Source organism: Nocardioides sp. SLBN-35 (assembly GCF_006715725.1).
Taxonomy (GTDB): domain Bacteria; phylum Actinomycetota; class Actinomycetes; order Propionibacteriales; family Nocardioidaceae; genus Nocardioides.
Window position 1 is genome coordinate 2,063,346 of record NZ_VFNU01000001.1, and the last position, 20,519, is coordinate 2,083,864.

Sequence of the window (20,519 nt, forward strand, 5' to 3'; positions counted from 1 at the left end):
GCGTCTTGTCTAGCAGGTCGCCACGAGCGCTCCGCCACCCCGTCCATCACCGGAGCCGGCCGAGGAAGCCGACCGCCTGGCGTACGTCGAGCAGGCGGCGCTCCCAGGTGATGCCGACGACCGTCAGCAGCGCGCCCGCGAGGCCGATCCACACCCACTTCGGGAACTCCCCGGCATAGGGCCCCAGCTCGCGCAGCACCACCGCGGCACCGATGCTCGCGCCGACCACCAGCGGCGCGCTCCAGCGCAGCGCCGCACCAGCGATGGTCAGCGCCAGGCAGCCGGCACCGAGCGCCAGCGCCCGCAGCGACACCGGGTCGCCGAACACCCACAGCAGGGACGGGACCGTCGCCAGCAGCAACCCGGGCAGCAGCGCCTCGAGGGTGCCGACCGCGGCCGAGCGCTGCAGCCGCCACAGGCCCAGGCCGGCCAGGCCGACGGCGAGCGGCAGGGTGTAGGGCTCCGGTGCCGTCACGTCGAGGTCGGCCAGCCGGACCCAGCTCGCCAGCAGGAGCAGCGCGGTGCCGGCGATCGCACACGCGCGACGGGCCTCGTGCAGCAGTGCGGTCGCGCCGAACAGGCAGCCGGCCACGGTCAGCCACAGAGCCGCGTAGCCGCCGGGGTCGGCGGCGGTCGCGAGCGACACCGGGAACGCGAGGCCCGCCACCACGACCGCGGGGACCTCGACCTCGAGGCGCGGCAGAGCCAGCGCGAGCACGCCGACCGCGAGGAGCACGGGCACCGACACCCACGCGGCGTCGTCGGCGACCACCACCGCCGCGGCGGCCGCCGCCAGGCCCAGTGCCGCCGGGGCACCGATCCCGGCCACGACCCGGGTGGCCGGCTGCCGCCCGAGGACCGCCAGCACGACGAGCGCGGCGGCGAGGGGCGCGAGGTTCGCGAGGACCAGCGCCTCGCTCGGCATCGCGCCCATCCCGACACCGGCCGCCGTGACCGCGCCGACCACGGCCCACGTCGTCGCCTCGACGCCGGTCGTGAGGAGGGCGAGGCCGAGCGCGCCGAGCGCGACGATCGTCAGGACCGCGAGCGGGGCGGCCAGCGGGACGTCGTACGTCGCCACGGTGGTGGCGACGCCGACGCCGGTCACCAGGCCGGCCACCCGGCCCCAGGCCGGAAGCGCCCGCCGAGCCCGGCCGCGGTCGACCAGGGCGACGCAGCCGAGCACGGTGAGCAGCGAGGGCACCAGCAGCAGCGGCTCGGTGGCCGCCTCCGGCGAGGTCAGCCGGACGCCGAACGGACGGTCGAACACCTCGCTGACGTTGCTCCAGCGGTCCAGTGCGGTGCCCGTGGTCTCGAGCGCCAGCGAGAGGAGCACCAGGCACCCGGCGCCCGCCGGCGCGAAGGCGACGACACGGGCGGGGCGGGGGAGCACGCCGAGCGCCAGGACCCAGGCGGCCGTCGTACCGAGGGCGACGAGGCCGACCGTGCGCGCGTCGGTGTCGACACAGGGGAGAGTGAGCACGACGGTGACGAGCATCGCGGCGCCGCTCGCCCCGGCGAGCAGGACGTCACGGTGGCGGGCGACGGCGCCCGGGACGAGCAGGGCGGCGGCGCTGACCAGCAGCGACCAGCCGGAGCCCTCGACCCACAGCTCGTGGAGATCCGGGGTGAGCACCGACTCGACGAACCCGGCCCCGGCCGTGCCGAGCCAGCCCAGACCGGTCGCCGCGGCGCCACTCCAGAGCAGGACCGGAGCGTCGGCCCGGCGGGCCAGCAGGACCACGGCGATGCCCACCGCGACGACGAGGTGACCGGCGAGAAGCCAGTGGTCGGTCGCGCCGACTGCGCCGACGTACCCGACGAGGAGGGCGATGCCGGCGACCACCTGGGGAGCGACGAGCCGCGGCTGTGCGGCGACCCGGACCAGGCCCAGGGGGACGGCGGCCAGTGCGACCACGCCACCCGCGGCGCACGCGATCGTCGCGGCTCCCAGGTCGCCGAACCAGTCGGCCGCGCCCGCGCCGACGACGTCGAGCGCGAGCATGCCGAGGGCCACCACGACCAGCGACTCCCCGGCGATCCGCAGCCCGATCCGGTGCAGCAGCAGGGCGGCGACGCCGGCCGTCAGCGTCAGGCCGGCGAGCACCGCGGTGCGGCCGCCGACACCGAGCGACGACCAGGACACCGCCAGGAAGATCACGGCGGCCACGAGCAGGCAGAACGCCCCGAGCCCGAGGAGGATCTTCGGGACCGAGGCGAACGAGACGCCGCCGGGACCGGGCGAGGTCGGCGAGGTCGGCGAGGTCGGCGGTGTCCTCGGTGTCGTCGGTGTCGTCGGCGGCGGCGGCGGGTACGACGGCAGCCCGGTGGACGGAGCCCGCCCGGCCGGCATCGGCGCGGTGAGCGCGGGGGCGGCAGGTGCCGCGGCGTCGCTCGCGGTGCGGAGCCGAGCGAGGATCCCGTCGGCCCGCTGGAGGGTGCCGAACAGGTCGACGGCCAGTGGGTGGCGCACCAGCAGGGAGCAGGTCGGGCACACGGGAGCCCCGGTCGGCAGGGCGGTGCGGCAGTCGGGGCACAGGAGCGGATCGGCGTAGCGCATGGGTCCATTGCGCCATCTCGCGTACTCGTTCGGCAGCAGGCGGCCACTCAATCCGCGCTGAGTGTGGGTACTCAGTCGCTCCGCTCTCCACAGGACGTCCCGCCACCTGGGGACGACGGGCCGCTGCGCTGTGGACAAGATCGGGTCGACTTGTGGACGACACGCCGTACGTCGGTGGATGACGAGAAACCCTCGAAAAACTTGGCGGAAACCCCTTGCGGCTCGTCGATGGACGGGCGTAGAACTTCTCCCACGCACTCCTCCGGGAGAGCGGGATCAGCCGGAAGGCGACGATCCAGCCGGCCAGGCCGAGACCTTCGGGTCGGAGCGAGGCGGCCCCTCACGGGGACGCCGGCCGCGCGAACCGGGTGACGAGGTTCGTGGGATCGCAGCAGCCGGGTGGTCGACCGGGAGCGTCACCAGTACCGGTCACCCGAAGGGCCCTTGTGACTCATACTCACGAGGGCCCTTCACCTTTTTCCCGGTGCGGCGGTCCCGGCGCCTTTGTGTCGGGCGGGGGTGGTTGAGTGGCGCACGTGGAATCCTCGACCGCTCCGACCAGCTACCGCTTCGCCCCGGCCCCACCGGTCGCGGCGGCGCCGCAGCTCGACGAGCACCAGCGGCGGGTCGTCGACCACCCGGGCGGCCCGTTGCTCGTCCTCGCCGGGCCGGGCACGGGCAAGACGACCACCCTCGTCGAGGCGATCGTCGACCGGATCGAGCGGCGCGGCGCGCGGCCCGACCAGGTCCTCGCGCTGACCTTCTCCCGCAAGGCGGCCGACCAGCTGCGCGACCGCGTGACCGCCCGCCTGGGGCGCACGACCGGCACCCAGCTCAGCTCGACGTTCCACTCCTTCGCCTACGCCCTGGTCCGGCGCTACGCGCCCGCCGGCCTCTACGAGGCGCCGTTGCGGCTGCTCTCCGCGCCCGAGCAGGACGTCGTCCTGCGCGAGCTCCTTGCCGACCACCCCGAGTCGGTGCGCTGGCCCGACCGGTTCCGGCAGGCGATGGCGACCCGCGGCTTCGCGCGGGAGGTGCACGCTGTGCTCGGCCGGGCCCGCGAGAAGGGCCTCGACGGCAACGACCTGCTCCGCCTCGGCCAGGAGGAGGGGATCGACGAGTTCGTGGCGGCAGGCCTGTTCCTCGAGCAGTACCTGACGTCCCTCGACTCGTTGGGTGCGACCGACTACGCCGACCTGATCCGGCGCGCGCGCATCGAGGCGGAGGCCAACCGGACCGAGCTGCGCGACCAGTTCCGGCACGTCTTCGTCGACGAGTACCAGGACACCGACCCCGGGCAGGTCGCGCTCCTGCGCGCGATCGCCGGTGACGGCCGCGACCTCGTGGTCGTCGGGGATCCGCACCAGTCGATCTACGCGTTCCGCGGCGCCGAGGTGCGCGGCATCCTCGACTTCCCGGCCGAGTTCCCGAAGGCCGACGGCACGCCGGCCGACGTGGTCGCGCTCCGGGCGACGCGTCGGTTCGGGCCCCGGATCCAGCTGGCCGCGCAGCGGGTCGCCGGCCGGATCGGGCTCCCGGGCGCCATCCCCGACGCGGCCCGGGCGGCGTTCCTCTCACCCGAGTGCGTTCCAGGTCCCCATGGCGAGGGCCGGGTCGAGGTGTTCACCTTCGACACCGAGCGTGCGGAGGCCGACCGGCTCGCTGACCTGCTCCGCCGGGCCCATCTCGAGGACGGTGTCGGCTGGGACGAGATGGCGGTGCTCGTCCGGTCCGGCCGCGCCAACATCGCGCCCCTCCGCCGCGCGCTCGGCGCCGCGGGCGTGCCGGTCGAGGTGGCCAGCGACGAGATCCCGCTCGCCCGCGACCCCGCCGTACTGCCCCTGCTCGACGCCCTGCGCGCGGTGGTGAACCTCGACAACGACGATCCCGACGACGTCGGCTACGTCGACGCCGGGAGGGCCGAGGCGTTGCTCACCGGCCCGCTCGGCGGGCTCGACGCCGGCGACGTCCGTCGACTCGCGCGGCAGCTCCGGGTCCGCGAGAAGGCCGCGTGCCAGGAGGACGGGGGGACACCGCGCAGCTCGCGTGAGCTGGTGCGACTCGCTGTCGTCGACCCGACGATGCTCGACGGGCTCGAGGGGCCCGAGGCCGAGCGTGCCCGAGTCGTCACCCAGCTCCTCCTGCGCGCACGGGCGGCGGCTGCTGCCGGCGCGAGTGCCGAGGAGCTGCTGTGGACGCTGTGGACCGGCACCGGTTGGCCCCAGCGGCTGCGCCGCGCGGTCGAGGCGGGTGGCGGCGCCGCGCGGCGTGCCCACCGCGACCTCGACTCGGTGTGCGCGCTCTTCGACCTCGCCGCCCGGATGGAGGAGCGCCGCGAGCACCTCGCGGCGGCCTCCTTCCTCGCCGGCCTGGTCCAGCAGGAGATCCCCGCCGACACCCTCGCCGACCGGGGGGCCCGGGGCGCCGCCGTACGACTCCTCACCGCCCACCGCAGCAAGGGACTCGAGTGGCGGCTGGTCGTCGTCGCGCACGTCCAGGACGGCGGCTGGCCGGACCTGAGGCAGCGCACCAGCCTCCTGCGCGCCGACCGGATCGGGCCGGGCGTCCTGCTGCCCGAGGTGACGGCACGCGCGCTGCTGGCCGAGGAGCGCCGGCTGTTCTACGTCGCCTGCACCCGAGCTCGGGAACGCCTGGTCGTCACCGCGGTCGCCTCTCCGGACGACGACGGCGAGCAGCCCTCCCGCTTCCTCGAGGAGGTGGTCCCCGACCGCGACCACATCGTGGCCGTCAGTGGTCGGCCGCCCCGGCCACTGTCCCTGCCGGGGCTCGTCGCGGAGCTGCGTCGCACCCTGGCCGATCCCGAGGCGCCCGAGCCCCTGCGTGCCGCGGCCGCCCGCCGGCTGGCGCGGCTGGCCGGCGAGTCGTCCGGGCGCCGGGCGCTGGTCCCCTCCGCCGATCCGGCCAACTGGTGGGGCACCCGCGCGGCTTCTCGGTCGGCCGAGCCGATCCGGGCCACCGACCAGCCCGTGCCGATCTCAGCGAGCGTCCTGGAGTCGATCGCGGCCTGCCCGACCCGGTGGTTCCTGGAGAACGAGGCCGGCGGGGTCGCCCGGTCCCACCAGTCCGCCAATCTCGGCCAGCTCGTCCACGCCCTTGCCGAACGGGTCGCCGACGGCACCATCGCCGGTGACCTCGACGTGCTGATGGCGGAGGTCGACAAGGTGTGGGACCGCCTCGACTTCCGCACCCCGTGGTCCAAGGAGCGCGAGCACAAGCGGGTGCGCAACGCGCTGGCCCGCTTCCTGGTCTGGCACGAGCAGAACCCCCGCCGCGTGCTCGCGACCGAGGCGCGCTTCGCGACGGTGGTGACCATGGATGACGGGACTCCGGTTCGCATCCACGGCTACGCAGACCGGGTGGAGATCGACGGCACCGGTGCCGTGATCGTGGTCGACCTGAAGACCGGGCGTGGCAAGCCCACCGGGCCGGCGGTGCGCGACCACGTCCAGCTCGCCCTCTACCAGTACGCCGTCGACGCCGGGGCCCTGGACCGTCCCGACGACGAGCTGACCGGACTGACCAGCGGGGGAGCAGAGCTCATCCAGCTCGGCCTCGAGGACGGCTCGACCGAGGTGACCCGCCAGGCCCAGGACGCCCATGCGCCTGACGGCCCCGAACGCGAGGCGCTCCGCACCCGGATCGCGAACGTCGCCCAGCTGCTGCGCACCGAGACCTTCCCGGCGGTGCCCGGCGACCACTGCCGCGACTGCGGCTTCTTGCCCCTGTGCCCCGTCAAGAGCCCCGGATCGGTGGTGGAGCGATGACCGAGCGCACGCAGATCCGCACTCCGGAGGACCTCCAGCGCGTGATGAAGGCGGACTTCCCGCCCAGCGCCGAGCAGTGGCGCGCGATCACCGCCCCGCTCTCGCCGGTCGTGGTGATCGCCGGCGCCGGCTCCGGCAAGACCACCCTGATGGCGGCCCGGGTCGTCTACCTGGTGGTGACCGGCCAGGTCCGGCCCGAGGAGATCCTAGGCCTGACCTTCACGACCAAGGCGGCGGCCGAGCTGCGCCAGCGGGTACGGTCCGCGCTCCTCGCGGCCGGGGTGCTCGACCTGCAGCGCTCGCGCGAGGGGGGCGACGAGGACGCCGAGGTGCTCGAGCCGACGGTCGCGACCTACAACGCCTATGCCGCGGCGCTGCTGACCGACCACGGACTGCGGATCGGGCACGAGCCCGACACCCGGGTCATCACCGACGCCGCGCGCTACCAGCTCGGGGCGCGTGCCGTGGACCGCCACGACGGCGCCGTCGCCAAGCTCTCCGACCATCCGCCGACGGTGATCCAGAACCTGCTCGCGCTCGACGGCGCGATGAGCGAGCACCTCGTCGGACCGCAGGACGTCCTCGACTTCGACGCGGGCGAGCGGGCCTCCTTCGAACGCGAGCTCGTCGCCGAGCGCGACGGGAAGGGGCGCAAGACCTACCTGGGCGAGATGCAGAAGGCGATCGACGTCATCGACCGGCGGGCCGAGCTGATGGGCCTGGTGGCGTCGTACCGTCGGCTCAAGGCCGACCTGGGGCTGATGGACTTCAGCGACCAGATCGCGCTGGCCGCGGTCCTGGCGCAGGACCAGCCCGAGGTCGGGCAGATCGAGCGACAGCGGTTCAAGGTGGTGCTGCTCGACGAGTACCAGGACACCTCGGTCGCGCAGGCGACCCTGCTCGCCCGCCTCTTCGGCGGGGGCCACCCCGTGATGGCGGTCGGCGACCCCAACCAGGCCATCTACGGCTGGCGCGGTGCCTCGGTGTCCAACATCGTGAACTTCCCCGAGGTCTTCCCCTCCGCTGACGGTCGGCCCGTCCCGGTGCTGCCGCTGACCGTCAACCGCCGCTCCGACACCCGGATCCTCGACGTCGCCAACACGCTGGCGGCGCCGTTGATGGCCAAGTACGGCGACAAGGTCGCCACCCTCGAGCACGGCTCCACGGCCCCGGGGTCGGTGCGGGTCAGGGTCTTCGAGACCCATCTCGACGAGCTCGCCTGGTTGGTGGAGGAGGTGCGCGCCACCCACGACGCGGGCGCCCCGTGGGGCCGGATCGCGGTCCTCAGCCGGGACAACCAGCACGGCGAGGCGGTCTTCGACGCCCTGACCGGCGCCGACGTACCGGTCGAGATCGTCGGACTCGCCGGCCTGGTGCGGCTGCCGGAGATCGCGACGGTGGTGGCGACGCTCAAGCTGGTCCAGGACGTCACCGACAATGCGTCGCTGCTGAGCCTGCTGGCCGGCCCACGCTGGGCCATCGGCCCGCGTGACCTGCGCCTGCTCGGGCAGCGGGCCCTGGAGCTGGTCGGGCGCGGTGGGCGGCAGGAGGCGGACTCCATCCACGAGCAGCTCGTCGCCATCGCCGACGGCATCGACCCGGCCGAGATCCCGTGCCTGGACGACGCGCTGGCCGATCCCGGCGATGCGGCGTACTCGCCCGAGGCGCGCGAGCGCTTCGCCCTGGTGCGAGACGAGCTGCGCCAGCTGCGGGCGGCGATCGGCGAGCCGTTGCTCGACCTGGTCCGCCGCATCGTCGATGTGACCGGCGTCGACGTCGAGCTGGCGTCGTCGGTCAGCCGGGCGGCCGCGGCGCGCCGGGAGAACCTCGATCTCTTCGTGAAGGCGGTCGCGGACTTCCAGGCCGTCGACGGCGACGTCACGCTGCCGGCCCTCATCGCCTGGCTCACGGCCGAGGACGAGGCCGGCAACGGCCTCGAGGTCGCCACGCCGTCCGAGGCCGACTCGGTCAAGCTGCTGACAGTGCACCGCTCGAAGGGCCTCGAGTGGGCCACGGTCTTCTGCGTCGGCGTGGGCGAGGGACGCTTCCCGAGCACCCAGGGCCGGTCGCTGTGGACCTCGTCGCCGAGCGTGCTCCCCGCGCCACTGCGGGGCGACGCCGCCGACCTTCCGCAGCTCGTCGGCCACGACAAGGCCGCTCTCGATGCCTACCGCGTCGCGACCCGTGAGCACGAGGCGGAGGAGGAGCTGCGTCTGGGGTACGTCGCCTTCACCCGGCCCGAGCACCAGCTGTGGGTGACCTCGTTCCTGTGGGGAACGCGCAAGAACCCCTACGGGCCGTCGAGCTTCCAGGCCACGATCCGGGACCTGTGCGACGGCTGGGGGGAGCCGGTCGAGTGGCGCGACAAGCCGGAGAAGGGGGCGACCAACCCGTTCGACGCGGTCGACCCGTCGCGCCCCTGGCCCGTCGAGGGCGTGGGGGCCGAGACCGCCCGCCGCCTGGATGCCGCGGCCCGGGTCGCCGCCGCGGACCCGGCCCTGGACGAGGACCTCGACCTCGACCTCCTCGACGCGGCCCGGGTGGCCGACTGGGACGCCGAGATCGACCGGCTGCTGGTGGAGGCCCGGGCCGACCGGTCGTCGCGGATCACCGTCGAGCTCCCCTCGTCGCTGTCGGCCACCGCGCTCGGCCGGCTGCGCGACGACCCGGAGGGCTTCGCCCGTGACCTGGCCAGGCCGATGCCGCGACCGCCCGCGCCGGCGGCCCGGTTCGGCACCCGCTTCCACGCGTGGGTCGAGGCCCGGTTCGGGCAGCAGGGGCTGTTCGACCCCGACGAGCTGGCCGGGCGGGCCGACGCGGGGATCGACGACGAGGCGGACCTCAAGGAGCTCGTCGGCCGGTTCGAGGAAGGGCCGTTCGGCAGCCGCGAGCCGCATGCGGTGGAGGCTCCGTTCGCGCTGGTCTTAGGAGCGGGGGAGGGCAGGCGGCAGGTCGTGCGGGGACGGATCGACGCGGTCTACGCCGAGGCGGACGGCACCTTCCTCGTGGTCGACTGGAAGACCGGCACCCGGCAGGACGCCGACCCGCTCCAGCTCGCGCTCTACCGGCTGGCGTGGGCCGAGCTCGAGGGGATCGCGCCGGAGCGGGTGCGGGCCGGCTTCTTCTACGTGCGGACCGGTGAGCTCGTGGTGCACGACGAGCTGCCGGGCAGGGAGGAGGTGGAGGCCCTCCTGCGATGAGGCCGCGGCGGCGACAGCGAGTGCGAGGACCGGGTCAGGCGCGCACGACCCGGATCTCGGGCGGCTGGGCGAGGCTGCGGCCCACGACGCAGTAGCGCTCGGTCGCAGTCGCGAGGCGGCCCAGCGTGGCGTCGTCCGCGTCGGTGTCGACGGCGAGGGTGAGCACGACGTCCTGGATCCCGACGGGTGCCTCGCGGTCGATGCCGAGGGTGCCGCGGGCGTCCCACCAACCGTCGGCGCGCAGCCGGGCGGAGCGGATCTCGACGTCCATGGCGGTGGCGACGGCGCGCAGGGTGACCCCTGCGCACGCGAGCACCGCCTGGAGCAGGAGGTCGGCCGAGCAGGCGTCGCTGCCGTCGCCACCGGTGGCCGGGTGCAGCCCGGCTCGGACCGGTCCGGCGAAGCCGTCGACGGTGGCGGTGACGTCCGGGTCGCGGTAGTCGCCGGCCGCGGCGGTGGCCGTGTGAGCCGTGGCCGGCTCGGAGCGGTAGCGGTCCTTGAGCGGTGCCTGCGCGGCTCGGAGGGTGCTGGCGTCCATGGCTCAGGTTAGCGGCCCGAGGGCCGTGGCTAGGCTCGTTCCGTGACGTTCCCGCACGAGTCCCTGGCCGCCGATCCGCACGACCGACTTGGCCTGCTCCGCACGGACGACGCGTGGCTCGACGAGCGCTGGTCCGACCCGGCGGGTCGGGTGCTGGTGATCGCCGGGACCCGGGTCAGGCCCGGGCGCGAGGGGCTGGAGTGGGTGTCGACGGCGGACGCGCCGGACGGGGTACGTGTGCTGCTCGGGGAGCGGGACGGCGTGACCTGGTGGGCGGTGATCGTTCCGGGCGAGGTGGCGAAGGCCGAGCCGGAGCGCTGGCTGCCGCTGCGCGGACTGCTGCCGTTCCTCGACGGCGACCGGGTCCGCCAGGCGCCGCTGGTGTTCCACGCCGTCGGCCTGGCGGAGTGGCACTGGGCGCACCGGTTCTGCCCGCGTTGCGGCGGGAGCCTGCTGCCGCGCGCCGCGGGGCACGAGCTGGTGTGCGCCGACTGCGGCAAGCCGCAGTTCCCGCGCTCCGACCCGGCGGTGATCATGCTGATCTCGGCCGGCGAGCCGGGCTCGCCCGACGAGCGCGCCCTGCTCGGGCGCAACCACAACTGGCCCGCGGGACGCTTCTCGACCCTGGCCGGGTTCTGCGAGCCGGGGGAGTCGCTGGAGGACGCCGTCCGCCGCGAGGTGCTCGAGGAGACCGGCGTCGTGGTGGGAGAGGTCAGCTACTTCGGCAACCAGCCGTGGCCGCTGCCGTCGAGCCTGATGGTGGGCTTCCACGGCCGGGCCGTGTCGGAGCAGATCCGGCTCGATGATGCCGACGTCGAGGACGCGCGCTGGTTCACCCGCGCCGAGATGCTGCAGCAGACCGAGGCGGGCACCCTGGTGCTGCCGGGCAGCGGCGTCTCGATCAGCCGCTCGCTGGTCGAGGACTGGTACGGCGGGGCGCTGCCCGGCAGCTGGTGACGCCGGTCAGGCGCTGAGCGCCTCGAGCTTGGCCTTGACCTGCGCGACGCTGGGGTTGGTCTGCGCGGAGCCGTCGGTGTAGACGAGCGTGGGAACCGTCTGGTTGCCGTTGTTGGCGGACTCGACGATCGCGGCGGCCTCCGGCTGCTGCTCGATGTCGACGATCTCGTAGGAGATGCCCTCGCGGTCCAGCTGGCTCTTGAGGCGGTGGCAGTAGCCGCACCAGGGGGTCGTGTACATCGTGAAGGTCATCGGGGGGCGCTCTCTCTCCGGTCGTGGTTCGCCTCCACCCAACCACGGCGGGGGCGGGCTTGTTCCGGGGGTGTCGGGACCCGAGGCGGGACTCCTGTCTCTGCCTGCCGGGACACCCGGCCCGCGAAGGTCGGCGACACCAGACCCCCGCACCTCCAGGAGGACCGATGTCCCGCACCCGTACCGTCGCCTTGCTCTCGGTGAGCGCACTGGCGACGGCCTCGCTGCTCTCCGCCGCCGACCCGGCGCTGGCGGCGACCACGGCGAGCCCGACCGACACCACCATCACCACCGGCGAGGCCAGGACCGCCACCCCGGTGGCGGCCACCGCTGCCGACGGCTCGATCGTCTACATCCACGGCTTCAACGTCTGGCTGAGCCGGCCCGACGGCACCGGCCAGCGGGCGGTGACCGTCGACGGGACCGAGGCCTCGCCGTACGAGCACCCGACGATGTCCGACGCCGGCGTCATCGCGGTGATGAAGGGCGACGAGATCGTCCGGATGGGCCAGGACGGCGTGGTCCACAACCGGATCAACCCCGAGGACCTGTTCGTGCCGGACTACGGCACCGTGGTGATCAGCCCGATCCACGACCCGGAGATCTCGCCCGACGGCACGAAGATCACCTACAGCCAGCTCCGTCTGGAGCGGTACGGCGGCACCGGCGGCTACCTCGAGACCGAGGCCCTGGTCGGCGTCACCGATGCCGCCCAGTGGGTGGGGCCCGACAAGTACGGCATCGTGCGGGGCAGCCAGCCGTCGTGGGTGACCAACAGCCGGCTGACCCTCAACCGGTCGGGCGACATCCACCTGGACGACCTCGGTCACGAGTCGGTGGTGTGGTTCTACTCCAACGACATCTTCGGGCAGTTCATCGAGCTGCAGGAGGCCGAGGTCTCGCGTGACGGCAAGCGGGTGATCTTCGGGAGCGCCGGCGGCCTCGCGATGAAGACGACGGTCGGCGACCCGCGGACCGGTGCGCCGGCGCCGCCGACCGCCAACCCCGAGTGCTACCTCACCTCGGACCCCGGACAGCCCGTGGCCAAGGACCCGAGCCTCGGGCCCGACAGCGACTCCGCCGCCTACAGCGAGGGCGGCGACCTGTGGGTCATCCGGGGACTCGCCGCGTGCTCAGGGGAGACGACGCTCGCGAAGATCGCGACCGGCGGCACCGAGCCGGACTGGTCGCCCGCACCGCTGTCCGCGCCGCCGGCCGGTGGTCCCGGCGGTGGTGGTCCCGGCGGTGGCGGAACCGGCGCCGGCACGAGCGGTCACGCGTTCGACCTCGCCAAGGCGCCGATCGTCTCCGGCAAGGCGAAGGTGGGCAAGAAGCTGCACGCGAGCTCCGGCACCTGGTCGCCGTCGCCCACCTCGGTCACCTACACCTGGCTGCGCAACGGCAAGGTCGTCGCGGGCCGCACCGGTGCGGCGTACAAGATCGGCAAGGCCGACCGCGGCAAGCGGATCCAGGTCCGGGTCACCGTCCACAGGAGCGGGTACGCCGACCGGTCGGCCACCTCGCGGGTGGTGAAGGTCCGCCGCTGACCCTGCGCCGACCCGGGGACGTCCCGGGCCGACCCGGTCGGTGAGCTCGTGTCGGGGGCTGCGTCTAGGTTGGTTTCTCCACCACGAACCGACCCGACGCAGCCCCCGAAGGAGCACTCCCGCCCATGTCCGAGTCCATCGAACGGCTCCTCTCCGCGCTCGACCCGGAGCAGCGGCAGGTCGCGGAGACGCTGCGGGGGCCGGTCCGGGTGCTGGCCGGTGCCGGGACGGGCAAGACGCGGGCGATCACCCACCGCATCGCGCACGGCGTGATGGCAGGGGTCTACGCGCCGACGGAGGTCCTCGCGGTCACCTTCACCACCCGCGCCGCCGGCGAGCTGCGCCAGCGGCTGCGCCAGCTGGGGGCGCCGGGCGTGCAGGCGCGGACCTTCCACAGCGCGGCGCTGCGCCAGCTGCGCTACTTCTGGCCCCACGTCCACGGCACCGAGCTGCCGACGCTGACCGAGTCGAAGATCCCGATGCTCGCCGCCGCCTGCCGCCACCTCGGGATGCGGGCCGAGCAGGCCCTGCTGCGCGACCTCGCCTCCGAGATCGAGTGGGCCAAGGTCAGCAACGTCGGGGCCGACGACTACCCGCGGATCGCGCCGGCCAAGGGCCGCTCGGTCTCCGACCAGACGCCCGAGGCGATCGGCCGCGTGATCGACGCCTACGAGCTGGTCAAGCGCGACCAGGGGCGGATGGACATGGAGGACGTGCTGCTGCTGACCGCGGGCGTGCTGGCCTCCGACGAGCGGGTCGCGGCGCAGGTGCGGCGGCAGTACAAGTGGTTCGTCGTCGACGAGTTCCAGGACGTCTCGCCGCTCCAGTCGGCGCTGCTCGACCTGTGGCTCGGCGGGCGCGACGAGCTGTGCGTGGTCGGCGACCCGGCGCAGACGATCTACAGCTTCGCCGGGGCCGACGCCGACTACCTGCGCGACTTCCCGAAGCGCTACCCGGGCACCACCTCGATCGAGCTGGTGCGCAACTACCGCTCGACGCCGCAGGTGGTCGAGACCGCCAACACCCTGCTCGCGGGCACGCCCAGTGCCGGCGTCGACCTGCGCTCGCAGCAGAAGCCGGGCTCGGCGGTGCGCTTCCAGGGGGAGCCCGACGAAGTGGCCGAGGCGCGCAGCGTCGCCGACCGGATCCTGCGGCTGCAGCGCGCCGGGACGCCGTACGGCGAGATGGCGGTCCTGTTCCGCATCAACGCCCAGTCCGAGACCTTCGAGGACGCGCTGGCCGACCGCGGGATCCCCTACATCGTGCGCGGCGCGGCGCGGTTCTTCGAGCGGCGCGAGGTGCTCGAGGCGGTGACCCGGCTGCGGGGAGCCGCTCGCTCGGGCGAGAGCGACGACAGCCCGTGGCTCGACGTGGTCAAGGACGTCCTGGGTGCGATGGGCTGGACGGCCGAGCCGCCGACCTCGCGCGGCCAGGTCCGTGACCGCTGGGAGTCCTTCCAGGCGCTGGCCGACCAGGCCGAGGAGTTCGCCACGGAGCGTGGCATCGAGGCGTCGATCGCCGGCTTCGTCGAGGAGCTCGACCGGCGCGCGAGCGAGCAGCACGCGCCGAGTGCCGACGGCGTGACCCTGGCGACCTTCCACGCCGCCAAGGGCCTGGAGTGGGATGCCGTGTTCTGCTGTGGCGTCCAGGACGGCACCGTGCCGATCGTGTACGCCGAGCAGGGTGGCGCGCGCCCCGACGCGGTCGAGGAGGAGCGGCGCCTGCTCTACGTCGGCGTGACCCGCGCCCGCCGCGACCTGATGGTGTCGTGGGCGGCCGCCCGCAACCCGGGGCAGGCGCCGCGCCGCCAGCCGTCGCGGTTCATCGTGCCGATGCTGCCGGCGAGCCAGCAGCCGCAGCAGTCCCGTGGCCGCACCAAGGTCGCCCGCTGCCGCGACTGCCTCCAGCCGCTGACCACGGCGGCGGAGAAGAAGCGCGGGCGCTGCGCGCACCACCCGGTCCGCTACGACGAGGCGCTGTTCGACAGGCTCAAGGCGTGGCGCCTGGAGACCGCGCGGGAGGCCGGCGAGGACGGCAAGCCGCTGCCGGCGTACGTCGTGTTCACCGACGCCACCCTCGAGCTGATCGCCGAGCACAAGCCGGCCTCGATGGCCGCGCTGGCGAAGGTCAACGGGGTGGGGCCGAGCAAGATCGAGCGCTACGGCGATGCGGTGCTCGCGCTGGTCGCCGACGGGGGCTGAGCACCCCTCGGGAGCAGTGTTTGAAAAAACCTCGAAAAAACATCGATAAATGATTTGCGCGGCCCGTTGACCGGCCATTACGGTCGTCAGGCAAGTTCCACTGCGCACCACAGCCCTGACAAGGCTGGCGCCCACACGCACCGAAGGAGGTGGCCCTGATGAAGAACATGACGAACCCGGTCTTCCCGGTGATGACGTCCGCCTGGCAGCCCACGCTGTCCGCGACCCTCGGCTGCGCCACCTCTGCCCTCGCGACCCTCGAGGTCCAGGGCATCGCCGCGCGCCCGGCCACGGCTCTCTTTGCCGTCGCGCCGTTCGCGGTCGTGGCCACCGATGCCGTCAAGCGGGAGCGCATCGCCGGCACGGACCACCGTGGCACCAACGCCGCCTACGTCCCGGGTCCCCTCGCCTGGAGCCCACCGAACTGAGACGAAATCAGCTCGGCAGCCTCCAGGCCGCGGAACCCGAATCAGACCGGGATCCGCGGCCTTCGTAGTTCTCAGACCGAGATACGCGAAGTCCGGATCCCCACCCGAAATGACAACGCGATCAGGTCATGAGTTGAGGAGGTGAAAAGCAGATGACGACCAGTGTTCTCGAGCCGACGCTGGACGAGCTGCTGCCGTGCCGGCTGAACGACGCGGAGCTGTGGTTCGCAGAGTCCCCGTCGGACGTCGAGGCCGCGAAGGCGCTGTGCCTGGACTGCCCGGTCCAGAGCATGTGCCTGTCCGGCGCCCTGGAGCGGCGCGAGCCGTGGGGCGTCTGGGGCGGCGAGCTGTTCCTGGCCGGCGTGGTGATCCCGCGCAAGCGGCCCCGGGGCCGCCCGCGCAAGGACGCCGCGGCGTAGTCCACCCACGCAATCCCCTTCCGTACCACCACACCCTTGGAGCATGAGATGACCCAGTTCATGAACGAAGACCTGGCGCGGGCCCACATGGCCATGCGCCTGGGAGAGGCGCAGCAGCTGCGCGCGGCCAGCAGGATGGCCCGCGCACGCCGCTTGAGCCGCAAGGCCGAGCGTGCAGCGCAGCAGGCTCGTCTCGCCCTCGCTCGCGCACTCTGAGTCCGCACCGCGGACCAGCGAGACCGGAATTCTTCGAGGCCTCCTCGAAGGGCACCTGATCGCGGGTGAGAAGGAAGGGCCGGACCGACTGATCGTCGGGCCGGCCCTTCCGGCATTTCTGCGTAGGCTGGGCGGGTGAGCGTCACCTGCGACTTCTGCGGCCGCCTGATCGAGGGCGAGGAGCCGCCGCTGACCTGGACCACCTCGGTCGAGCGCGGTCGGGTACGCCGCTACTGCGACGAGTGCTCCCGCATCCACCTGCGCTCGATGGAGGCCAAGTTCGACAGCGAGTGGTGGTAGACCGGCCGTCGAGCGTCAGGGCAGGTCGAGGAAGCCGTCCCACGCACAGCCGCACCACGGGTGCCGGCCCCACCGGGTGAGGACCGGCGCGCCGCTCGGGCCGAGGTCGACGGTCGTCGACCAGGTGCTGGGCTCCTCGCCGTCCACGAAGCCGGTCAGGTCGCGCACCGCCCAGGCGAGCGCCAGCCGGTCGAGGACGGGATCACGGGGCGGCGGTCGCTGCGTGCTGTGCCTGGCCGCCTGGGCGAGGAGGAGCGGCAGCCGCTGGTCGTGGAGCGACTCGTGGGCGTCGACGCAGCGCAGGCAGGCGGTGCGGCCGGGGACGACGAACGGCCCGATCCGCACGCCCCGCGCGTCCCCGCCGACCAGCAGGTGGGGGACCGAGGCGCGCACCAGCGGGTCCAGGCGCTCGCGGGCGAGCGGGCCGTCGCCGATCACGAGCCGTACGGTGGCGTCCTCCGGCGCCTCGGCCTCGACGAGGCCGGCGGCGGCCAGCAGGGGGCCGAGGACGGCGCGGGCGCCGGGCGGCGCGTCGAGGGCGACCGGGGAGGCCGCGCGAGCCGCCGGGCGCCGTACGGCGTCGGACCCGGCCTGGGCCAGCAGGTGGGCCGGCACGTCACCGGCGGGTACGGCGAGACCGGCGTCGAGCAGCCGGGCCAGGGCGGTGGCAGCCTCCGTCGGCAGGGCGTCGGCCGGGGCGTGACCGGCCGGCCGGGCCAGGCCCTCGAGGAGGTCTCGGACGGCGGGGATGTCGGGCAGCCGGATCGAGGGCTCCACGAGGCCGACCTGTAGGACGCCGGGGGAGCGGGTCAGCACCGGCGTACCGGGGCGCAGCAGGAGGGTCCGGGACGCCATGACCGCAGCGTGGCACGCCCGCAACGACCCGCGCGGCGCTCCTCCACAGGGCGCCGGGGAGCGACCGCAAAAACACGCCACGGGCGGCTCCACCGCAGTGGAGCCGCCCGTGAAAGTCGGCTGGGTGCCTGTGGATCAGGCCTTGCCGAGGATGCGGTTGAGGTTGGTGCCGCAGACAGGGCAGACGGCCTTGGCCATCCGGGTGCCCTTGTCGTTCACCTTGACCTCGCCCTCGGCCTCGCGCTTCTCCTTGCACTTGACGCAGTAGAACTCACCGCTCCAGGTCTCCGCCATGACGGCCTCCTTGCTCATCTTTTCTCGTTCGGTCGTCGCGACGGGGACATGGGGGGAAGCCCGTCGGGGTCCGGAGCAGCACTCCGGACCTCTCTGACCCTACGGCACGCCGCCGCGGAGTCGCAGTAGCGTGCCCCGCATGTCTGAATCCGCTGTGAACCGGCCCACGCCGCCGTCCCTGACGCACCTGCGCCTCGAACGGCCCTCCGAGGGGGTCGCACTGCTGGTCCTGGACCAGCCCGAGCTGCGCAACGCGATGAGCGACGAGATGACCGAGTCCTGGGTCCGGGCGGTCGACCACCTGGCAGGCGACCCCACCGTGCGAGTGGTCGTGGTGACCGGCGAGGGCAAGGGGTTCTGCTCCGGCGGCAACCTGTCCTGGCTGGCGTCCGAGCCGGACGCGACCGTCGACGACCTGCGTGCCCGGATGCTGCCGTTCTACCGCGCCTGGCTCTCGATCCGGCGCCTGGAGGTGCCGACGGTCGCCGCGATCAACGGCGCGGCGATCGGTGCGGGGCTCTGCCTGGCGCTGGCCTGCGACCTGCGGTACGCCGCCCGGGGGGCCCGGATGGGTGTGCCGTTCACGAAGCTGGGGATCCACCCGGGGATGGCCGGGACCTACCTGCTGCCCGACGTGGTCGGCTCTGCCGCCGCCCGCGACCTGTTCCTGACGGGTCGGCTCGTGGACGCCGACGAGGCGCTCGGGCTCGGCCTGGTCTCCCGGGTCTGGGAGCCGGCGGAGTTCCGCGACGGCGTGCTGGGGGCGGCGGCCGACATCGCGGCAGCGGCACCGATCGCCACCCGGCTCACCAAGCGGGCCCTGCAGCACGGGCACGCGAGCATCGACACCGCGCTGGAGTGGGAGGGCCTGGCCCAGCCGGTCACGCTGGCCACCGCGGACCTGCTCGAGGGGATCCGAGCCGCCCAGGAGAAGCGGCCGCCGGTCTTCACCGGGCACTGAGCCCGGACGGGGGCCGAGGTGAGGAGACCCCCGGCGCCGCGGCCCCTCGCTTGCCTTCCCCTTGCGAGCGAGGTGCTGCGGCCCCGAGGGGCCTCGTCGGGGACGAACCTAGGCACCCCGGCGGGCGCGGTCAATCCGGGCGTCGCGCGTCCTGTGGACAGAGCTGTGGAGAAACCTGTGGAGGGAGCGCGGGCCCCGTGGATGGACGGGGGAGAACCCTGATCGGCCTGTGGAGGGACCGTTGGCAAGATCGGCCCGGCGGGCGCCGTACCGCGGGGTGACCAGCAAGGATGGTCCCCACAGGCTCATCCACGGCCTGTGGACAGACATTTCTCGAGGACGGACGAGGTCGTGAACGAGCAGGAGTACGACGGCACGCCGGTGGCGGCGCTGCGCCGGATCGCGTTCCTCCTGGAACGGGGCCGGGCGGACAGCTACAAGGTCAAGGCCTACCGCGGTGCGGCGGCCGCGATCCTGCCCCTGGACCCCGACGACGTCGCCGCCCGGGCGGCGGCGGGGACGCTCACCGACCTGCCCGGCGTCGGCGCCAGCACCGCACGGGTGATCGCCCAGGCGGCGACCGGCCGGGTGCCGGACAAGCTGGCCGAGGTCGAGGAGCAGTACGGCGGCTCCCTGACCACCGAGGGTGCCGGGACCGGCCTGCGGGCACTGTTGCGGGGCGACCTGCACTCCCACTCCGACTGGTCCGACGGCGGTTCGCCCATCGAGGAGATGGCGATGACCGCGATCGAGCTGGGCCACGACTATCTCGTGCTCACCGATCACTCGCCGCGCCTCAAGGTGGCCCGCGGGCTCTCGGCGGAGCGGCTGACCCGGCAGCTGGCCGTGGTCGAGGCGGTCAACGAGCACCTCGCCGGTGCCGGGTTCCGCCTGCTCAAGGGGATCGAGGTCGACATCCTCGACGACGGCGCGCTCGACCAGAGTGAGGAGATGCTCGCCCGCCTCGACGTCCGGGTCGCCAGCGTCCACTCCAAGCTCGCGATGGACCCCGAGCCGCTGACCCGGCGCATGGTGGCCGCGGTGCGCAACCCGTTCACCAACGTGCTCGGCCACTGCACCGGCCGGCTGGTGACCGGCAGCCGCGGCACTCGCCCCGAGTCGCGCTTCGACGCCCGCGCCGTGTTCGAGGCGTGCGCCGAGGAGGGCGTGGCCGTCGAGATCAACTCCCGCCCGGAGCGCCGCGACCCGCCGACCCGGCTGCTGGAGCTGGCCCGTGACATCGGCTGCGTGTTCTCCATCGACAGCGACGCCCACGCCCCGGGCCAGCTCGACTACCCGCTGCTCGGCTGCGAGCGCGCCGAGGCCGCCGGCATCGACGCGGACCGGATCGTCAACACGTGGCCCGTCGAGCGCCTGCTGGAATGGGCAGCGCCCTGACCATCGAGGTCCCACCACTCATCCCGGGGGAGCCGTAGGGTCGAGACATGCCCACCCCGCGCGTGGAGGTACGACGGTCGCAGCGCCGCCGCCGTACGGTCACGGCGTATCGCGAGGGCGAGACGATCGTGGTGCTCATGCCCGACAACCTCTCGGGCACCGAGGAGCGCGCCTGGGTCTCGAAGATGGTCGCCCGGGTGCAGCGCAAGGAGCTGCGCGCCGCCACGCCGCGGCGTTGGGACGACGAGGACCTCAAGCAGCGCGCCCAGGAGCTGAGCGACGAGTACCTCGGCGGCATCGCCGTGCCCGAGTCGATCCGCTGGGTCGGCAACCAGCGCGCCCGCTGGGGCTCGTGCACGCCCAAGGACCGCACCATCCGGCTCTCCGAGCGCCTGCAGCGGATGCCGGAGTGGGTCATCGACTACGTGATCGTCCACGAGCTCGCGCACCTCATCGAGCCGCACCACGACGAGAGGTTCTGGGGGTGGGTCGCGCACTACCCGGCGGCCGAGAAGGCGAAGGGCTATCTCGCCGGCTGGTCCGACGCCGCCCGGATCGACCGGCCGCCGTCGGAGCAGGTCGTGCCGGGCGAGGACGTCGACTGATCC

The 20,519-nt window shown here is 73.7% G+C and carries 17 protein-coding genes; 12 read left to right on the forward strand and 5 right to left on the reverse strand.

Annotation, left to right across the window (positions count from 1 at the left end; translation table 11 throughout):
• Positions 1–46: 46 nt before the first annotated feature.
• Entirely contained in the window at positions 47–2,560 is a 2,514-nt protein-coding gene (locus FBY23_RS10030; protein WP_141798011.1) for an SCO7613 C-terminal domain-containing membrane protein, read from the reverse strand.
• A gap of 536 nt (positions 2,561–3,096) precedes the next feature.
• Here FBY23_RS10030 and FBY23_RS10035 point away from each other — a divergent pair.
• Entirely contained in the window at positions 3,097–6,345 is a 3,249-nt protein-coding gene (locus FBY23_RS10035) for an ATP-dependent DNA helicase (protein WP_141798012.1), read from the forward strand.
• Positions 6,342–9,545 carry an ATP-dependent DNA helicase gene (locus FBY23_RS10040; protein WP_141798013.1) on the forward strand — a complete coding sequence of 1,068 codons (3,204 nt, stop codon included), beginning with the start codon at positions 6,342–6,344 and terminating at the stop codon, positions 9,543–9,545. The genes FBY23_RS10035 and FBY23_RS10040 overlap by 4 nt, the downstream gene beginning before the upstream one ends.
• 34 nt (positions 9,546–9,579) lie before the next feature.
• Here FBY23_RS10040 and FBY23_RS10045 read toward each other — a convergent pair whose 3' ends face one another.
• Positions 9,580–10,083, reverse strand: a complete 504-nt coding sequence (locus tag FBY23_RS10045) for an OsmC family protein (protein ID WP_141798014.1) — start codon at positions 10,081–10,083, stop codon at positions 9,580–9,582.
• Between the two features lie 42 nt (positions 10,084–10,125).
• On the opposite strand from FBY23_RS10045, the gene nudC reads away from it, so the two are divergent.
• Positions 10,126–11,040 carry an NAD(+) diphosphatase gene (gene nudC / locus FBY23_RS10050; protein ID WP_141798015.1) on the forward strand — a complete coding sequence of 305 codons (915 nt, stop codon included), beginning with the start codon at positions 10,126–10,128 and terminating at the stop codon, positions 11,038–11,040.
• A gap of 6 nt (positions 11,041–11,046) precedes the next feature.
• Here the strand turns inward: nudC and FBY23_RS10055 are convergent, their stop codons facing one another.
• Entirely contained in the window at positions 11,047–11,292 is a 246-nt protein-coding gene (locus FBY23_RS10055; RefSeq protein ID WP_141798016.1) for a mycoredoxin, read from the reverse strand.
• Positions 11,293–11,459: 167 nt separating this feature from the next.
• Here FBY23_RS10055 and FBY23_RS10060 point away from each other — a divergent pair, with 167 nt between their 5' ends.
• From FBY23_RS10060 to FBY23_RS26185, 6 genes are all read left to right on the forward strand, one after another.
• The gene (locus FBY23_RS10060; protein WP_141798017.1) at positions 11,460–12,839 is read left to right on the forward strand and encodes a hypothetical protein; all 1,380 of its coding nucleotides are present in this window, start codon (positions 11,460–11,462) and stop codon (positions 12,837–12,839) included.
• A gap of 125 nt (positions 12,840–12,964) precedes the next feature.
• Positions 12,965–15,040: an ATP-dependent DNA helicase UvrD2 gene (locus FBY23_RS10065; RefSeq protein ID WP_141798018.1), complete on the forward strand. Its 2,076-nt coding sequence runs from the start codon at positions 12,965–12,967 to the stop codon at positions 15,038–15,040.
• 158 nt (positions 15,041–15,198) lie between these two features.
• Complete coding sequence (locus tag FBY23_RS10070; protein ID WP_141798019.1) at positions 15,199–15,468, forward strand: hypothetical protein; 270 nt, start codon at positions 15,199–15,201, stop codon at positions 15,466–15,468.
• A gap of 152 nt (positions 15,469–15,620) precedes the next feature.
• Positions 15,621–15,887 carry a WhiB family transcriptional regulator gene (locus FBY23_RS10075; RefSeq protein ID WP_141003398.1) on the forward strand — a complete coding sequence of 89 codons (267 nt, stop codon included), beginning with the start codon at positions 15,621–15,623 and terminating at the stop codon, positions 15,885–15,887.
• Between the two features lie 48 nt (positions 15,888–15,935).
• A complete protein-coding gene (locus FBY23_RS26180) occupies positions 15,936–16,103 on the forward strand; it encodes a hypothetical protein (protein WP_174245198.1) in 168 nt (55 codons plus the stop codon).
• 135 nt (positions 16,104–16,238) lie between these two features.
• Positions 16,239–16,403, forward strand: coding sequence for a hypothetical protein (locus FBY23_RS26185; protein WP_174245199.1), 165 nt, complete (start codon positions 16,239–16,241; stop codon positions 16,401–16,403).
• A gap of 15 nt (positions 16,404–16,418) precedes the next feature.
• Here FBY23_RS26185 and FBY23_RS10080 read toward each other — a convergent pair whose 3' ends face one another.
• Positions 16,419–17,258 (reverse strand): hypothetical protein, encoded by an 840-nt coding sequence (locus tag FBY23_RS10080; RefSeq protein WP_141798020.1) that lies wholly within the window; start codon positions 17,256–17,258, stop codon positions 16,419–16,421.
• A gap of 135 nt (positions 17,259–17,393) precedes the next feature.
• Positions 17,394–17,552: a DUF5679 domain-containing protein gene (locus tag FBY23_RS25945; RefSeq protein WP_011754982.1), complete on the reverse strand. Its 159-nt coding sequence runs from the start codon at positions 17,550–17,552 to the stop codon at positions 17,394–17,396.
• A gap of 139 nt (positions 17,553–17,691) precedes the next feature.
• Between FBY23_RS25945 and FBY23_RS10085 the strand changes: the two genes are divergently transcribed.
• The 3 genes from FBY23_RS10085 (at position 17,692) to FBY23_RS10095 (ending at position 20,516) form a co-directional block, all read left to right on the forward strand.
• Positions 17,692–18,513: an enoyl-CoA hydratase/isomerase family protein gene (locus FBY23_RS10085; RefSeq protein ID WP_141798021.1), complete on the forward strand. Its 822-nt coding sequence runs from the start codon at positions 17,692–17,694 to the stop codon at positions 18,511–18,513.
• A gap of 351 nt (positions 18,514–18,864) precedes the next feature.
• Positions 18,865–19,911, forward strand: a complete 1,047-nt coding sequence (locus FBY23_RS10090; protein WP_141798022.1) for a PHP domain-containing protein — start codon at positions 18,865–18,867, stop codon at positions 19,909–19,911.
• Positions 19,912–19,958: 47 nt separating this feature from the next.
• Positions 19,959–20,516 carry a M48 family metallopeptidase gene (locus FBY23_RS10095; protein WP_141798023.1) on the forward strand — a complete coding sequence of 186 codons (558 nt, stop codon included), beginning with the start codon at positions 19,959–19,961 and terminating at the stop codon, positions 20,514–20,516.
• Positions 20,517–20,519 lie beyond the last annotated feature (3 nt).

Bases quoted from the DNA above. Each gene is read 5' to 3' on its own strand.
- FBY23_RS10070 (WP_141798019.1), top strand. From the start codon at position 15,199: ATGAAGAACATGACGAACCCGGTCTTCCCGGTGATGACGTCCGCCTGG.
- FBY23_RS10065 (WP_141798018.1), top strand. From the start codon at position 12,965: ATGTCCGAGTCCATCGAACGGCTCCTCTCCGCGCTCGACCCGGAGCAG.
- FBY23_RS10085 (WP_141798021.1), top strand. From the start codon at position 17,692: ATGTCTGAATCCGCTGTGAACCGGCCCACGCCGCCGTCCCTGACGCAC.
- FBY23_RS10075 (WP_141003398.1), top strand. From the start codon at position 15,621: ATGACGACCAGTGTTCTCGAGCCGACGCTGGACGAGCTGCTGCCGTGC.
- FBY23_RS10060 (WP_141798017.1), top strand. From the start codon at position 11,460: ATGTCCCGCACCCGTACCGTCGCCTTGCTCTCGGTGAGCGCACTGGCG.
- FBY23_RS26180 (WP_174245198.1), top strand. From the start codon at position 15,936: ATGACCCAGTTCATGAACGAAGACCTGGCGCGGGCCCACATGGCCATG.
- FBY23_RS10080 (WP_141798020.1), bottom strand. From the start codon at position 17,258: ATGGCGTCCCGGACCCTCCTGCTGCGCCCCGGTACGCCGGTGCTGACC.
- FBY23_RS10055 (WP_141798016.1), bottom strand. From the start codon at position 11,292: ATGACCTTCACGATGTACACGACCCCCTGGTGCGGCTACTGCCACCGC.
- FBY23_RS10045 (WP_141798014.1), bottom strand. From the start codon at position 10,083: ATGGACGCCAGCACCCTCCGAGCCGCGCAGGCACCGCTCAAGGACCGC.
- FBY23_RS25945 (WP_011754982.1), bottom strand. From the start codon at position 17,552: ATGGCGGAGACCTGGAGCGGTGAGTTCTACTGCGTCAAGTGCAAGGAG.
- FBY23_RS10095 (WP_141798023.1), top strand. From the start codon at position 19,959: ATGCCCACCCCGCGCGTGGAGGTACGACGGTCGCAGCGCCGCCGCCGT.
- FBY23_RS10040 (WP_141798013.1), top strand. From the start codon at position 6,342: ATGACCGAGCGCACGCAGATCCGCACTCCGGAGGACCTCCAGCGCGTG.
- FBY23_RS10030 (WP_141798011.1), bottom strand. From the start codon at position 2,560: ATGCGCTACGCCGATCCGCTCCTGTGCCCCGACTGCCGCACCGCCCTG.